The sequence below is a fragment of the Amycolatopsis suaedae genome (genome assembly GCF_004214935.1).
Classification (GTDB): Bacteria; Actinomycetota; Actinomycetes; order Mycobacteriales; family Pseudonocardiaceae; genus Amycolatopsis; species Amycolatopsis suaedae.
This window is the reverse complement of sequence record NZ_SFCC01000002.1, coordinates 278,849-293,417: the sequence shown is the minus strand read 5'-3', so window position 1 is coordinate 293,417 and position 14,569 is coordinate 278,849. Positions and strand designations below refer to the sequence as shown.

Here is a 14,569-nt window from a genome sequence, read left to right as displayed (position 1 = left end):
CGAACACGGCAGTACTGCCACGCGGCCGGACCCGGCCGCGGGCCTGCCGGGGGAACGCGCTCTTCCAGCACGTCGCCACAACAGGTCCGCAGCGCTGGATGCAGGCCGGCAGCGTCCCCGCTACGCACAGCAGCACCCGTCGCTACCGCCGCCGCGCTTGCCCGAGGTGATCTCCATGTCCGAGGAACCTTCCGGTTCCCGCTCGCTCGTCAGACCGTACGTCCTGACCAAAGGTCGGACGAAGTCGGCCAGGCACCTGGCGATCGAGACACTGATCTCCACCCGCATCTGCCCGAAGTGGCACACCCACCGGTTCGGCGCCGAGTACCACTCGGTCCGCGCCGTCTGCAGCCAGCCGCGCTCGGTCGCCGAGATCGCCGCGCGGCTGCGGGTCCCCCTCGGCGTGGCCAGGGTGCTGCTCGGCGACATGGCCGAACAGGGCCTCGTCGACGTCCACGTCACCACGCTCACCGACAAGCTACGGCCGGACGTCGCGCTGATGGAGCGCGTGCTCGCCGGGCTGCACCGCCTCTGACCTCGGTCCTACCATCGGCCGGTGAGCGAATCCGGCGAGAGCACGCTGACCGTTCTGCTGGCCGGCGGGGTGAACCTGGTCATCGCCGTCGGCAAGGCCGTGGCCGGGCTGGTGACCGGCTCATCGGCCATGTTGTCCGAGGCCGCGCACTCGGTGGCCGACACCATCACCGAGATCCTTCTGCTGACCGCACTACGCAGGTCGGGACGGCCCGCCGACCGGATTCACCCGTTCGGCTACGGCAAGGAGCGGTACTTCTGGGCACTGCTCGCCGCGGTCTCCATCTTCGCCTCCGGCGCGATGTTCGCGTTCTACCAGGGGTTCACCACGATCTTCGGTGAGGAGACCGAGCAGACCGACCCGCTCGTCGGCTACCTCGTGCTGGTGGTGGCGTTCGCACTGGAGTCGGTGTCGTGGGCGCAGGCCGTCCGGCAGGTCGTCGGTGAGGCCCGCGAGGAAGGCCGCACGGTCCGCGAGCACCTGCGGCTGCTGGACGATCCGGCGCCGAAGACCGTGTTGTTCGAGGATTCCGCCGCGCTGGTCGGCATCCTGCTCGCGTTCGCCGGCCTCGGCCTGCACCAGCTCACCGGCTCGTCGCTGTGGGACGGCCTCGCCTCGGTCGCCATCGGCGTACTGCTGGCAGGCGTCGCCTACCTGCTCGGCAGGACCAACCGCGATCTGCTGATCGGGCGGCAGGCCGATCCCGACCTGATCGGCGGCGTCCGGTCGCACCTGCTGGCCGCGCCCGAGGTCGACGCGCTGGTCGACCTGCAGACCATGCTGCTGGGCACCGACCAGGTGCTGGTCTGCGCCCGCATCGACTTCGACGACAAGCTGACCGCCGGTGACCTGGAACGCGTCTGCGTCCGGCTGGCGAACGAGTTGCGGGAACGGGACACCGACATCAGCGAGGTCTTCCTGGAACCCGTCCCGCGTACCGATCCCGCACTGCGTGAGGAGGTCCTGCGCCGGTACGGACGCTTGCTGAAGCCCTGAATCAGTGCTTCACTTCTTTCATGCCGTACCGCCGCACCCCCCGGGTCCAGGCGCGGCTCGACGACCAGCGGGTGGCGATCGTCGACGCCGCGATCGAGCAACTCGCCGAGCAGGGCTACGCCGGCTGCTCGATGGCAGCCGTCGCCGCCAAGGCCGGGGTGGCGACCGGCAGCGTCTACCGGCACTTCCCCGGCAAGGCCGATCTGGTCGCCGAGGTGTTCCGGCAGGTCGTCAGCCGTGAGGTGGCCGCCGTCGAGCAGGCGGCGACCGGCACGGGCACCGTCACCGAGCAGGTCGTCGCCGTCTTCGAGACGTTCGCCGGCCGGGCACTGAAGGCCCCGCGGCTGGCCTACGCGTTGCTCGCCGAACCGGTCGACGCACCGGTCGAGGAGCAGCGGCTGGTATTCCGCAGGGCGTTCCGCGACGTCATCGCCCGCCGGATCACCGACGGCGTCGCGGCCGGCCTGCTGCCACCGCAGGACGCCGAGATCACCGCCGCGGCGCTGGTCGGCGCCGCGGCCGAGGTCCTGATCGGCCCGCTGACCGCGGGCGACACCGACTCCATCAGCGAACTGTTCACGTTCACCGTGCGTGCACTGGGAGGCTCCGATGCCAGCGACTCATGAGGTCACCAACCAGGTCCCGGTACTGACCGGGCATGACGTGTCCGACGACCCGGCACTGCTGGAGGGCCTGCGCCGGGAGGGCGCGGGTTGGGCCGAGCCGGAGCTGCGCGAGCTGGGCAGGCTCGCCGGAAGCGAGCAGGCCCAGGAGTGGGGACGGCTGGCCAACGAGAACCCGCCGGTGCTGCGCACCCACGACACCGTCGGCAACCGGATCGACGAGGTCGAGTTCCACCCGCACTGGCACGAGCTGATGCGCACGGCACTCGCGAACGGCCTGCACGCCGCGCCGTGGGCCGACGACCGGCCGGGCACACACGTCGCACGGGCGGCGAAGTTCCTGGTGTGGAGCCAGGTCGAGGCCGGGCACGGCTGCCCGGTGTCGATGACCTACGCCGCCGTGCCCGCGCTGCGGCACAGTCCCGAGCTGGCCGCCCGGTTCGAACCGCTGCTGGCCTCGCCGGACTACGACCCCGGCCTGCGCGAGCCGAGCGGCAAGCGCGGGCTGCTCGCCGGGATGTCGATGACCGAGAAACAGGGCGGCTCCGACGTGCGGGCCAACACCACCACGGCCGTCCCGCACGGGTCGGAGTACCTGCTCACCGGGCACAAGTGGTTCACATCGGCGCCGATGTGCGACATGTTCCTGACGCTGGCGCAGGCACCCGGCGGGCTGTCCTGCTTCCTGCTGCCCAGGGTCCTGCCCGACGGCAGCCGCAACCGCATGCACATCCAGCGGCTGAAGGACAAGCTGGGCAACAAGTCCAACGCCTCGGCCGAACTGGAGTACGACGGCGCGGTCGGCTGGCTGGTCGGCGAGGAAGGCCGCGGGGTCCGCACGATCATCGACATGGTCAACATGACCCGGCTCGACTGCGTCACCGGTAGCGCGGCAGCCATGCGGTACGGCCTGGTCAGGGCCGTCCACCACGCCAGGCACCGGCACGCGTTCGGCGCCGCGCTGATCGACCAGCCATTGATGACCAACGTGCTGGCCGATCTGGCGATCGAGTCCGAGGCCGCGACGACCGTGGCGATGCGGCTGGCGGGAGCCACCGACCGCGCCGCCGCCGGCGACGAGCGCGAGGCGACGCTGCGCAGGCTGGCACTGGCCGCGACCAAGTACTGGGTCTGCAAGCGGGCACCCGTGCACGCCGGTGAGGCACTGGAATGCCTGGGCGGCAACGGTTACATCGAGGACTCCGGCATGCCCCGGCTGTACCGGGAGGCGCCGCTGTCGTCGATCTGGGAGGGCTCGGGCAACGTCGCCGCGCTGGACACCCTGCGGGCGATGGTGAAGCAGCCCGACTCGGTGGAGGCGTACTTCGCCGAGGTGGACCTGGCCGCCGGAGCCGACGCCCGGCTGGACGACGCCGTCGCCGGGCTGCGCAAGGAGTTCGCCGACGTGGACGGCATCGAGTTCCGGGCCCGCCGGATCGTCGAGACGCTGGCGCTGGTGCTGCAGGGCAGCCTGCTGGTGCGGCACGGCACCGCGGCCGTCGCCGACGCCTTCTGCGCGTCGCGGCTGGCCGGTGACCACGGCGGTGCGTTCGGCACGCTTCCGTCCGGTGTGGACACCCGGGCGATCCTGGACCGCGTGGCATGACCGCGCCACTGCGCACGGAGACCGAGGACGGGGTCCGGTCGATCGTGCTGTGCCGGGCGAAGGAGTACAACACGATCACCCCGGCCCTGCGGGACGCGTTGTCCGACGCCATCGACGAGGCGGACGCCGACCCGGACGTCCGGGTGATGCTGCTGCGTGCCGAGGGGCCCGCGTTCTGCGCAGGCTACGGACTGGACTGGTCGTCGGAGTACCAGGCGGCCGAGGACGCGAGCGGCCGCGTGTGGGACTCCGCCGCCGACTACCGGCTGATGTCGCAGTTCGTGCGGGTGTACCAGAAGCTGTGGTACGCGGCGAAACCCACGATCGCGGCCGTGCACGGCTGGTGCGTCGCGGGCGGCACGGACCTGGTGTTGTGTGCCGACCTGGTGGTGGCGGCCGACGACGCCGTGTTCGGCTACCCACCGGCGCGGGTGTGGGGCACGCCGACGACGGCCATGTGGGTGTACCGGCTGGGCTTCCAGCAGGCCAAGCGGTATCTGCTGACCGGCGACGAGATCCCCGGCCCGAAGGCCGCGGAGATCGGGCTGGCGCTGGAGTGCGTCCCGGCCGCCGATCTGCACGACCACGCGACGGCACTGGCCAGGCGGATGGCACGGCTGCCCGGCAACCAGCTCGAGATGCTGAAGCTGCTGTGCAACCAGCAGGCGGAGAACATGGGCATGGCGTCCACCCGCACGCTCGGGACGTTGTTCGACGGCGTCGCCCGGCACACCCAGGAAGGCAGGGACTTCGTCGAGCGGATGCGGACCGCGGGCGTCCGGCAGGCGGTCCGCGAACGCGACGACCCGTTCGGCGACTACGGATCGAGGCCGCGATGAGCGTGCGGGTGGAGCGGGACGGGCCGGTCACCACCGTGGTGCTGTCCCGGCCGGAGCGGCGCAACGCCGTCGACGGGCCGACCGCGGCCGCGCTGGCCGAGGCGTTCCGGGAGTTCGACGCCGACGACGCGGCCAGCGTCGCGGTGCTGTGGGGCGAGGGCGGCACGTTCTGCGCGGGTGCCGACCTGAAGTCGGTCGGTACCCCGGAGGGCAACCGGTTCGGCCGGGACGGCGACGGCCCGATGGGCCCGACGAGGCTGCGGCTGGGCAAGCCGGTGATCGCCGCCGTGTCCGGGCACGCCGTCGCGGGCGGGCTGGAACTGGCGCTGTGGTGTGACCTGCGGGTGGCCGAGCCGGACGCGGTGTTCGGCGTGTTCTGCCGGCGGTGGGGCGTGCCGCTGATCGACGGCGGCACCGTGCGGCTGCCGCGGTTGATCGGGACGAGCCGCGCGATGGACATGATCCTGACCGGCAGGCCGGTCGACGCCGCCGAGGCCCACGCGATGGGCCTGGTCAACCGGATCACCGAGCCCGGCCAGGCGCGGGCCGGGGCCGAGCGGCTGGCGGCCGAGCTGGCCCGGTTCCCGCAGACCTGCCTGCGCCGGGACCGGCTGTCGGTGCTGGATCAGCACGGCCTGCCCGAGGACGAGGCGATGGCGGTGGAGACCCGGCACGGCGAGGTGTCGCTGGGCGCCGACGCCGCGGCCGGCGCCGCCCGCTTCGCGTCCGGCGAGGGGCGGCACGGGACCTTTCAGTAGCCGAAGTTCTGGGTCCAGTACCAGCCGTCGGTCGCCACGCCGACGCCGAGCGCGGTCAGCTTGCAGTTGAGGATGTTGCGCCGGTGGCCGTCGGACTTCATCCACAGCTCCATGACCTGGTCGGCGTCCGGGGTGCCCTTGGCGATGTTCTCCGCACCCGGTTTCGGATAGCCGGCCGCCTTGATGCGCTGGTCGAACGTGGTGCCGTCCTGGCTGGTGTGCGAGAAGTAGTCCTTGGCGGACATGTCCTCGCTGTGCTTCTGGGCCGAGGTGTCGAGCCGGTCGTCGGCCCGCACCGGGTCGCAGCCTGCCTTGCCGCGCTCGATGTTGACCAGTTCAAGCACGCGGTCGCCACGCTCACCGGCGCTGCCGTGCTTCGGGGGTGTGCTGGACGTGGGTGGCTTGGCAGAGCTGGAGGTGGTCGGCGGGGCGCTGGTCGTCGTGGCCGGAGGCTGCGTCGTCGTGGTCACCGGCGGTGGAGCGGGGGTGTGCCTGCGTGGGATGCCCGCGCCGGCTTCGGCGCCGCCGGGTTCGACGGGGGTGCGGGCCGCCGCCAGCTCGGCGGGCGCGCTGCCCTGCGGCTCGCGGAACCACAGGGTTCCGCCTGCCGCCAGCGTTACGCCGACGAGGACACTCAACGCGACAAGCAGTGACTTACGGCGATGTCTCGTTTTGGTCACGAGGCGGCAAGTTACCACCAACGGGTGACGCCGTGAAGCCGCCGCGCGTCGGCACTACCGTGAGTCACGCCCCCGTCGAGAGCCCAGCAGCAGCCCGGCCCCGGCGATCAGCAGACCCGCGCCGAGCGCGACGCCGGGCAGGATCGCCACACCGGTCTTCGCCAGCGGCGGTGTCGTCCGGTGCCCGCCTCCCGGCTGACCCGGGCCCGTCGTCGGCGGCGTGGTGGTCGGCGGCGTGGTCTCCTTCAGGACCTTGGCCACGGCCTCCGCGGTCGCCGTCACCGGCTTGCCGTTCGGGTCGTACCCGGTGGCGGTCACCGTGTTGGTGATGTCCTTGTCGCCCATCGTCACCTCGCAGGTGACCGGCTCGGACACCGCGCCGACACCCAGGTCGCCGATGGTGACCGAGCAGCCCGGCGCGACGTCGTCCTTCAGCGTCACGCCGGTCAGCGGCACGTCGCCGACGTTCTGCACCCGCACGGTGAACGTCGCCTTCTGGCCGGGCCGCACGGCGGCGGCCGGGCCGGTCTTGGTGACCGTGATCTGCGGCGCGATCACGTCGACCTTCGCGTCGTCGGTCGCGGTGACGGGCCGGTCGGTCGGGTCGTTGCCGGTGACCGTCGCGGTGTTGGTGACGTCCTCCGGTCCGGCCACCAGCACGCAGGTGTAGCTCAGCACGCCTCCCACGGCGAGTTCCTCGACCGTGCGAGCGCAGTCCGGCGCGATCGGGTCGGCCACCGCGACCTGCCGCAGCAGCACGTCACCGGTGTTGCGGACGACGATCGTGAACGTGATCTCCTCGCCCGCCCGCACGCGGTCGGGCACGGCGGTCTTGGTGATCTGGACGCCGGGGTGGATGACGTCGACGGGCGCCTCGGACCCGGTCGTGATCGGCGGGCCGACCGGCGGGGTGCCGGTCACGGTGGCCTTGTTGATCACGTCGTCCTTCGGCGCGGGCATCGTGCACTCGACGGTCTGCGAGGCACCCGGCGCCAGCTCGGGGATGACCCGCGCGCACCCGGGGGCCAGCTCGTCGGCGACGGTGACCTGCCGCAGCACGACGTCGCCGGTGTTGGTGACGGTCAGCACCACCGGCACCGGGTCACCCTCGCGGAACGGCCCGCCGGTGATCTTCTTGACCAGCGCCAGGTCCGGGTGGTGGACGGTGAACGTGGCCTTGTCGCTCGCCGTCACCGGCGGTCCGCCCGGCGCGTCCCCGCTGGCGGTGGCGGTGTTGGTGAACCCGGACGGGCCTGCCGTCGTCGTGCAGGTGTAGCTCTGCTCGGCCTGCGGTTCCAGCGTGCCGATCTGCCGTGTGCACTCCGGGGTCCGGTCGTCGGCGACCGTGACGCCGGTCAGCGGGACGTCGCCGGTGTTGGTCACCAGGATGGTGAAGCGGACGGTGTCGCCCTCCAGCACCTCGGCCGGTTCGGCGGTCTTGGTGACCGCGATCGCCGGGTGGATCACGTCGACGGCGGCGTCCGCGCTGTCGGTCACCGCGCGGTTGGTGCCGTCGGTGCCGTTCGCGCGGGCGGTGTTGGTGAAGTCCGCGTCGCCCGCGACGTGCGTGCACTCGTAGGTCTGCGTAGCACCGGCGGCCAGCTGGCCGGGGAACCGCTTCGCGCAGGACGGCGCCGACGGGTCGGCGACGAACACGTCGCGCAGCGGGCTGTCGCCGGTGTTGGTCACCGTGATCCGGAAGGTGACCTCCCCGCCCGGCCGGACGACGGTCGGCGTGGCCGTCTTGGTGATCTCGATGCCGGGGTGGATGACGTCGACCGGCGCGTCGTCGGTCGCGGACACGGCTGGGCCGACCGGTGGCGTCCCGGTGACCGACGCGACGTTGGTGAAGTCGTCGGCCGGTGCCGTGCCGAAGCAGCCGAAGCCCCAGGTACCGCCCGGCTGCAGCGGCTCGTCGTAGGTCTGCGCGCAGCTCGCGGTCAGCTCGTCGGCGACAGCGACGCCGGTCAGCGGCACGTCGCCGGTGTTGGTGACGGTGATCTGGAACGTCACCTGGTCGCCCTCGCGGAACGGCCCGCCGATGACGTCCTTGGCGATCGTGACCGCCGGGTGGACCACCCGGAACGCCGCGTCGTCGGTCGCGGTGACCGGCCGCCCGGTCGGGTCGTCGCCGGTCACGGTGGCGGTGTTGGTGAAGCCGTCGCGGGGCGCGGTGATCGTGCAGGTGACCGTGTGCTTGGCGCCGGGAGCCAGCGTCCCGACGGTCGCGGCGCAACCGGGCGCGCGCTCGTCGGTGATCGTCACGCCGGTCAGCGGCACGTCGCCGGTGTTCGTGGCGACCACGGTGAACGTGACCTGGTCACCCTCCCGCACGACCTCGGTGCCGACCTGCTTGTCCAGCGTCACCGCGGGGTGAATGACGTCGACCGCGGCGTCGTCGGTCACCGTCACCGGGCGCCCGGTCGGATCGTTGCCGGTCGCGGTGGCGGTGTTGGTGAAGTCGTCGGCAGGCGCGGTCGTGGTGCAGGTGTGGGTCTGCGACGCCCTGGGTTCCAGCGTGCCGATCGTGCGTGCGCACTCCGGCGTGCGACTGTCCGAAACGGACACTCCGGTCAGTGCGACGTCACCGGTGTTGGTCACCACGATGGTGAACGTGACCGTGTCGCCCTGCCGCACCGTCGCCGGTGCTGCCGACTTGTCGACCTTCAGCGCGGGGTTGATGACGGTGACGGTCGCCGAGTCGGTGGCCTCGACCTGCTGGCCGGACCTGTCCGTTCCGGACGCGGTGACGGTGTTGGTCGTGGTCTCGCCGGGATTGGCGGTACAGCTGTGGGTGCGGGACGCACCGGGCTCCAGCGTGCCGTCGAAGGTGACCGAGCAGGCCGTGGTGGTGTCGTCGGCCAGCTTCACCCCGGTCAGCGGGCTGTCGCCGGTGTTGGTGACGACGATGGTCCAGGTGACCTGCTCACCGGCCCGGACGGTCGGCTTGTCGACCGACTTGTCGACCTTCAGCGCGGGCGCGATGGTCGGCGCGGGGGCGTCGGCGGTCGCGGTGACCTGGGCACCGAGCGGGTCGGTCGCGTTGACCGTCGCGGTGTTGACGCCGTCGGGCACCGGCGCCGTGGTGGTGCAGGTGTAGCTGACGCTGCCAGCCGGCTCGATGCTGCCGGGCAGCGTGCGGGCGCAGGACTGGGTCTTCGGGTCGGCGACGGTGACGCTGGTCAGCGGCACGTCGCCGGTGTTGGTCACCACGATGGTGAACGTGACCGTGTCGCCGGCCCGGTATGCCTCGCGGTCGGCTCGCTTGGCGATGTCGACGGCCGGGTGGACGACGTCGACCTCGGTGGTCGCGGTGCCGTCCAGCGGTTCGCCGACCGCGCTGGTGCCGGTCGCGGTCGCGGTGTTGGTGAAGTCGTCCTCGGCCGCGGTGACCGTGCAGGTGTGGCTGGCCGAGGCGCCACCGGCCAGCGTGCCGACGGTGAAGGCGCACTGCGGGAAGGCCGGATCGGCGACCCGGACGTCGCGGGCGGGTGCCCCGCTGGGGTTGGTGACGGTGAGCGTGAACGTCACCTGCTCACCGGCGTGGACTCGGTCGGGGGAGGCCGTCTTGGTCAGCTGCAGTTCGGGCACCGGCACGGAGAAGGCGAGGTGCTGCGCGAGGTAGGCGTCACCGCTGGTGGCGAAGCCCAGCTTGGCGCTGGTGGCGCCGGCCGGGATCGCGCCGGTGTCGAACGCGCGGGCGTCGACGCTGTAGTTGTTGGGCTGCTGCGCGCCTTGGGCGTCGGACACGAAGAAGTTGTTCGGATCGCCGGCCGGCTGGTCGTTGATCAGGAACTTGTCGCCGGTGATGCCGTAGTCGCCCTCGTAGGCGGTGACGCCCACCCGGGCACCCGCGGCGGCGGCACGGAAGCCGGAGATGGTGGTGTTCGTGGTCGGGTCGTTGCTGTTCTGCCGGACGTGGCCGTCGTAGAAGAAGACCTCCCGCTTGCTCGGCGCGTTGACCGGGTCACGCTGCGGGTAGGAGTAGACGACCGCCAGCGACCAGCCGCCCATGCAGCCGAAGCCCTTCGGCGCCCAGACGTTGCCGACCGTCACCGGCACGGCCGTCCCGGTGGGCATGCCCTTGAGCTTGGCGGTGACGTCGGCGAAGGCGGAGTAGTACTGGCCGCCGCTGAACGTGCCGGACGGGTCGTCGGCGTAGGAGGCCGGTGCGACGTCCGAAGCGCCACCCGTTCCCACGCTCAGCCGCACGGCCTGATCCCTCGGCGAGCCTGGCGGCAGTTCTGCCGGTGTCGAGCGGTTGCGGTCCTGGCACATCTGGACGCTCGTCGGCCTGCCAGGGGTGCGGTGGAACGAGCCGGTGTTGCCCGCCCAGTTCAGCCGCGCGTACTCCACAGTGGACCCGGGCGGGATCCGGACGGTGGTCCGGCTGGAGTTGAACGTCCCGGCATCACTGTCCACGTCGGACCACTGCATGAAGAAGTTGTCGTTGACCCGGTTCTCCTGCTGGTTCGCACCCCGCTGGCAGGCAGCCGGCGTGTTGTCACCCGTCTGAGGCGCGCCGTCGGAGGCCACCGGGCAGCGCAGCACGGCGTTGCCGGTGTAGGCGAAATCGCCGTAGACCACCTTGTTGAAGCCCAGCGAGAACGGCTTGACCACGCCGGCCTCGGCCGGCTGTGCCACCGCGACGCCGCTGACCACCAGCAAAGCAGCAGCGGCGAGCCGGAACTTGGACATGTGCGCGAACCCCCGGGGCAGCCGGACATGACGAGACGGATCTTGTCACTGTTCGCTGACGGGGCCCCGGTTGTTACAGCGGGTTCACCCAGGTGAGCGGCTCGTGTCGGTCCGATGGAAGTTCTGGTAGGCCCGGCTGGGGGTCGGGCCGCGCTGGCCCTGGTACCGCGATCCGGCCTTGGTCGAGCCGTAGGGGTGCTCGGCCGGGCTCTCCAGGCGGAACAGGCAGAGCTGGCCGATCTTCATGCCCGGCCACAGCGTGATCGGCAGATTGGCCACGTTGGACAGTTCCAGCGTGATGTGCCCGGAGAAGCCGGGGTCGATGAACCCGGCCGTCGAGTGGGTCAGCAGGCCGAGACGACCGAGTGAGGACTTGCCCTCCAGCCGGCCGGCCAGGTCGTCGGGCAGCGTCACCAGCTCGAACGTCGAGCCGAGGACGAACTCGCCCGGGTGCAGGACGAACGGGTCCTCGCCGTCCTTCTCCACCAGCGAGGTCAGCTCGTCCTGCTGCAGCTGCGGGTCGATGTGGGTGTACTTGGTGTTGTTGAACACGCGGAAGTACCGGTCCAGCCGGACGTCGATGCTGGACGGTTGCAGCATCGGCGGGTCGAACGGTTCGACCCCGAGGCGGCCGGCGTCGAGTTCCTTGCGCAGGTCGCGGTCACTGAGCAGCACCCGGTCAGGGTAGCGACATGTGCCGGAGGTAGGTGGGGTCGAGTCGGAACAGGCTGCCGAGACGCTGGACGTAGAGCCTGCGTTCGGCCTGCCCGACGCGTTCGGCCAGGGCGGTGGCACCGGGAATCCGGCGGCGGACGGTCTCGGTGGCGAACGTCGTGGCGGCGCCGGTCAGCACGGCGAGCTGCGCGAGCGGGTCGTTCGGCAGGGCGAGGAAGTCGGCGTTGGTCCGGCCGAGCACCAGCCTGCTGATCGAGGAGTGCACCCGGACCGAGACGTGCGAGAGCACCTTGCCGACCGCGCCGCGGCCGTGCCCGACCTCGGCGTGTGACTCCAGCAGGGCGGCGGCGAGGCGCTGCGAGTCGGCGTCGGGGATGAACTCGCTGGACGCGAGCAGCCACAGCAGCCGCCAGGCGTCCTGCTCGTTGGCGGGCAGGAGGGCGTCGTCGACGCCCATCAGCCACCCGACGTACCGCCACAGGTGCAGGATGTCCTCGCGCTCGCGGTCGGTGTAGCGGATGCCGAGCAGCTGGGTGCCGACGACGAAGACCAGCGAGAACAGCAGCAGCGTGCCGACTGTCTGGACCTGGTTGACCGGGCGGTCCCAGGCGGCGTAGTCCCAGTCGGGGCGGCGGTTCATCGCGGCGCGGACGTGGGCGTGCACCAGCCGTACCCGCAGCGCGGCGGCGTACCCGTCCCTGCCCCTGGTGAGCGCGCCGGGCGTGGTGACCTGAATCCACCAGATCGCCGTCTCGACCAGCCGCCGGGTGGCCTTGTGCTCGATCTCCCCGGTCCCGACCAGCGACTTCGTGGCGCGGGACGCGAGGTATCCGCCCATCAGCGACATGTCGCCGAGCGGGAAGAGGCCGAGCAGGCCGGTGCGGGTGATGGCGCGGGCGCCCCGTTCGAGGCGGGCCTCGTCGACCCAGTAGGGCGTGGCCTGGACGGTGTGGAAGAAGTCCTTGAGTGCTGGGTGTTCCGGTGTGCCGCCCGCGAGCGCGCGTTCGAACTGGGCGCGGCCCTCGCCCGGTGGCAGGTCGGCGAAGAGCGCCACGACGGCGTCGGCGAGCGGGTCCTCGACCTGGGCGTACTGCCGCAGGCGCCGCAGCTGGGGTTCGGTGCCCCGGATATCGCCGGGCGCGAGCAGCTTCGAGACCAGGCGGAATCCGCCCTGGCGGAACAGCTCGGGGTCGGGCAGGGGCTCGTCCGGCATGGGCCTCACCTCTTCGACAACAAGTGTTGTCACTTGCTGCGCGAGCAGTCAAGAGGCGAGGGGGTGGGTGCGGGCGCCGCGGCGGACACGGTATGCTCGTCGGCACTGCGGATGTAGTTCAATGGTAGAACATCAGCTTCCCAAGCTGAGAACGCGGGTTCGATTCCCGTCATCCGCTCCAAAACGGTTTTGAAATGGCGTTTCCCCATTCGGGAGGCGCCATTTTTGTTGCCGGCGGGCCGGAATGTGGAATTCGCGTGCAGGAATGCAGAACTCGCGTCAGCCGAGGGCTGCCGGGTTCGCCGCCACGGCTCGGAAGCGGGCCGCCGGGTCGGGGACGAGGCGACGCTTCGCCAGGTCGAGCAGGCCGCTGACGTGGGTTACCTCCGCGGCCAGCACGCCGTCGGCGCGGGTCAGGGACTGCTCGACCCGGTAGGTCTTGCCCTCGCCCCAGACGAACGCGCAGCTCACGTCCACCTCGTCACCGCCACGCAGCTCGTGGTGGTACCGCAGGGTGGTCTCCAGATTGACCGGGCCGACACCGCCGGCCAGTAGCTCGTCGACCGCCACGCCGGCCGACGTCAGAAACGCGAACCGGGCGTGGTCGCAGTACTGCAGGTAAACGGCGTTGTTCAGGTGCAGCTGGGGGTCCACCTCGTAGACCCGGACCGACACGCGCACGGAGAACGTCATGACCGCAGCCAGTCCAGCGAACGCGGGGTCAGGTAACGCAGGCCGTCTCCCCGCGTCTCCATCCAGTCGCCCCGGGCCCAGCCGCCGGACGCCTGCGGCGAGAAGCCGTGCCGCCGGAACAGCTCGCTGACCTCGGCACGGGTCAGGCCGCGCTCACCCCACTCGGCCATGACGGCCCGGTAGCGATCCGGGCCGGAGACGTCGGGTGGAGCAGCGACGGCGTCGGCCAGCGCCGCGAAGCCCCTGCTGATCTGCCGCAACGCGGCGGCCACCTTCTCCTCGTCCACGCCGACAGCATAGCAACTGCTAGCAATCGCTAGGACAGTTCGCTTACCGGGGTCGTGAAGGCCCCCTTCATTACGTGAGCCGTCAGGGGCCCGGCAAAGTCCGGGGCGGTCGGGCTCCCGGCGGTGCTACCAAGGGCACCGTGGTTGCGCGTTGCGCCACCAAGGTGCCGTTCGTGGCGTGGTGTTGGCTCGGTGTTGTCTCGTTGGTGGTGGTCGGTGGGGCTACCGGGCGTGCTGGGTCTGCTAGGGCCCCGGCAAAGTCGGGCTCTGTGCGTTCGAACGCAGAACTCGCGGGCCGGAGCGCAGAACTCATGATGTGGACCGGGTTCTCACCCTGTGCCGGTCACCCGCGTGAGCGGCCCGTTCGCGCGAGTTGTCCCGTCCCAAGCACGTGAAGGCCACCTTCACCACGTCAGACGTAATGAAGGGGGCCTTCCCACCCTGGCCAGACCCACGGACGGGACACACCTGCCACATCGGCACCGGCAGGCACAACCACCCCAGCCGCCACCACGAACGAGACAACACCAGGGCCGAGCCCGCCGCAGCGGACTTTGCCGGGGCCCTGACGTGAGACGTGGTGAAGGTGGCCTTCACGTGCTTTGGGCCGTCAGCGGGACTTACGCAGCTTGGCGGGGGCCTTGAGCAGCCAGGCCTGCTCGATCAGCTCCGCCAGCTGCTCCTCGTCGACCCTGTCCAGGTCGACCAGGATCGCGCCGTAGCCGTCGTAGTGCGGGGTGGTGTAGAACGCCGGGTCGCCGGAGGCCAGCAGGGCCTCCTTCTCCGACAGCTCACACATCAGGACCAGTCCGCCCTCGGCCTCGGTACGCAGGCGGGCGAATCCCTTGCCCGCGACCTTCAGCGACGGCGTGCGGTACCACGTCTCCTCGGTGACCGAGGGCAGCTTCGCCGCGATGGCGACGACGTCTTCCCAGGTAGGCATACCGACATCGTCGGCCATCGCGG

At 71.2% G+C, this 14,569-nt stretch carries 13 protein-coding genes and 1 tRNA gene; 7 read left to right on the top strand and 7 right to left on the bottom strand.

Translation table 11 applies throughout. The annotated features are described in order from the left end of the window. Positions 1 to 175 precede the first annotated feature (175 nt). From EWH70_RS04585 to EWH70_RS04560, 6 genes are read left to right on the top strand one after another with little or no spacing between them, the layout of a single operon-like run. Complete coding sequence (locus tag EWH70_RS04585; protein WP_130473957.1) at positions 176 to 535, top strand: DUF742 domain-containing protein; 360 nt, start codon at positions 176 to 178, stop codon at positions 533 to 535. A 21-nt stretch (positions 536 to 556) separates the two neighbouring features. After that, a complete protein-coding gene (locus tag EWH70_RS04580) occupies positions 557 to 1,531 on the top strand; it encodes a cation diffusion facilitator family transporter (RefSeq protein ID WP_130473956.1) in 975 nt (324 codons plus the stop codon). 20 nt (positions 1,532 to 1,551) lie between these two features. Continuing rightward, complete coding sequence (locus tag EWH70_RS04575) at positions 1,552 to 2,157, top strand: TetR/AcrR family transcriptional regulator (protein WP_130473955.1); 606 nt, start codon at positions 1,552 to 1,554, stop codon at positions 2,155 to 2,157. Continuing rightward, on the top strand, positions 2,141 to 3,760 hold the full coding sequence (locus EWH70_RS04570; RefSeq protein WP_130473954.1) for an acyl-CoA dehydrogenase family protein: 1,620 nt from the start codon (positions 2,141 to 2,143) through the stop codon (positions 3,758 to 3,760). The genes EWH70_RS04575 and EWH70_RS04570 overlap by 17 nt, the downstream gene beginning before the upstream one ends. Then, positions 3,757 to 4,599 (top strand): crotonase/enoyl-CoA hydratase family protein, encoded by an 843-nt coding sequence (locus EWH70_RS04565; RefSeq protein WP_130473953.1) that lies wholly within the window; start codon positions 3,757 to 3,759, stop codon positions 4,597 to 4,599. The genes EWH70_RS04570 and EWH70_RS04565 overlap by 4 nt, the downstream gene beginning before the upstream one ends. Beyond that, the gene (locus EWH70_RS04560; protein WP_130473952.1) at positions 4,596 to 5,357 is read left to right on the top strand and encodes a crotonase/enoyl-CoA hydratase family protein; all 762 of its coding nucleotides are present in this window, start codon (positions 4,596 to 4,598) and stop codon (positions 5,355 to 5,357) included. The genes EWH70_RS04565 and EWH70_RS04560 overlap by 4 nt, the downstream gene beginning before the upstream one ends. Here the strand turns inward: EWH70_RS04560 and EWH70_RS04555 are convergent. The 4 genes from EWH70_RS04555 to EWH70_RS04540 form a co-directional block, all read right to left on the bottom strand. Next, a complete protein-coding gene (locus tag EWH70_RS04555) occupies positions 5,351 to 6,037 on the bottom strand; it encodes a CAP domain-containing protein (protein WP_240686792.1) in 687 nt (228 codons plus the stop codon). The two genes, EWH70_RS04560 and EWH70_RS04555, sit on opposite strands and share 7 nt — an antisense overlap. A 54-nt stretch (positions 6,038 to 6,091) precedes the next feature. After that, positions 6,092 to 10,735, bottom strand: coding sequence for a DUF7507 domain-containing protein (locus EWH70_RS04550; protein WP_130473950.1), 4,644 nt, complete (start codon positions 10,733 to 10,735; stop codon positions 6,092 to 6,094). Between the two features lie 84 nt (positions 10,736 to 10,819). Beyond that, a complete protein-coding gene (dcd, locus tag EWH70_RS04545) occupies positions 10,820 to 11,410 on the bottom strand; it encodes a dCTP deaminase (protein WP_130473949.1) in 591 nt (196 codons plus the stop codon). A 4-nt stretch (positions 11,411 to 11,414) separates the two neighbouring features. Continuing rightward, positions 11,415 to 12,623 (bottom strand): oxygenase MpaB family protein, encoded by a 1,209-nt coding sequence (locus EWH70_RS04540; protein ID WP_130473948.1) that lies wholly within the window; start codon positions 12,621 to 12,623, stop codon positions 11,415 to 11,417. Positions 12,624 to 12,730: 107 nt separating this feature from the next. Here EWH70_RS04540 and EWH70_RS04535 point away from each other — a divergent pair. After that, a tRNA-Gly gene (locus EWH70_RS04535) sits at positions 12,731 to 12,804 on the top strand. Positions 12,805 to 12,902: 98 nt separating this feature from the next. Here EWH70_RS04535 and EWH70_RS04530 read toward each other — a convergent pair. From EWH70_RS04530 to EWH70_RS04520, 3 genes are all read right to left on the bottom strand, one after another. After that, positions 12,903 to 13,316 carry an acyl-CoA thioesterase gene (locus EWH70_RS04530; protein WP_130473947.1) on the bottom strand — a complete coding sequence of 138 codons (414 nt, stop codon included), beginning with the start codon at positions 13,314 to 13,316 and terminating at the stop codon, positions 12,903 to 12,905. Further along, on the bottom strand, positions 13,313 to 13,603 hold the full coding sequence (locus EWH70_RS04525; protein ID WP_130473946.1) for a hypothetical protein: 291 nt from the start codon (positions 13,601 to 13,603) through the stop codon (positions 13,313 to 13,315). Before EWH70_RS04525 ends, EWH70_RS04530 begins: the two co-directional genes overlap by 4 nt. Positions 13,604 to 14,213: 610 nt before the next feature. Next, positions 14,214 to 14,546, bottom strand: coding sequence for an MmcQ/YjbR family DNA-binding protein (locus EWH70_RS04520; RefSeq protein WP_130473945.1), 333 nt, complete (start codon positions 14,544 to 14,546; stop codon positions 14,214 to 14,216). Positions 14,547 to 14,569: the final 23 nt, after the last annotated feature.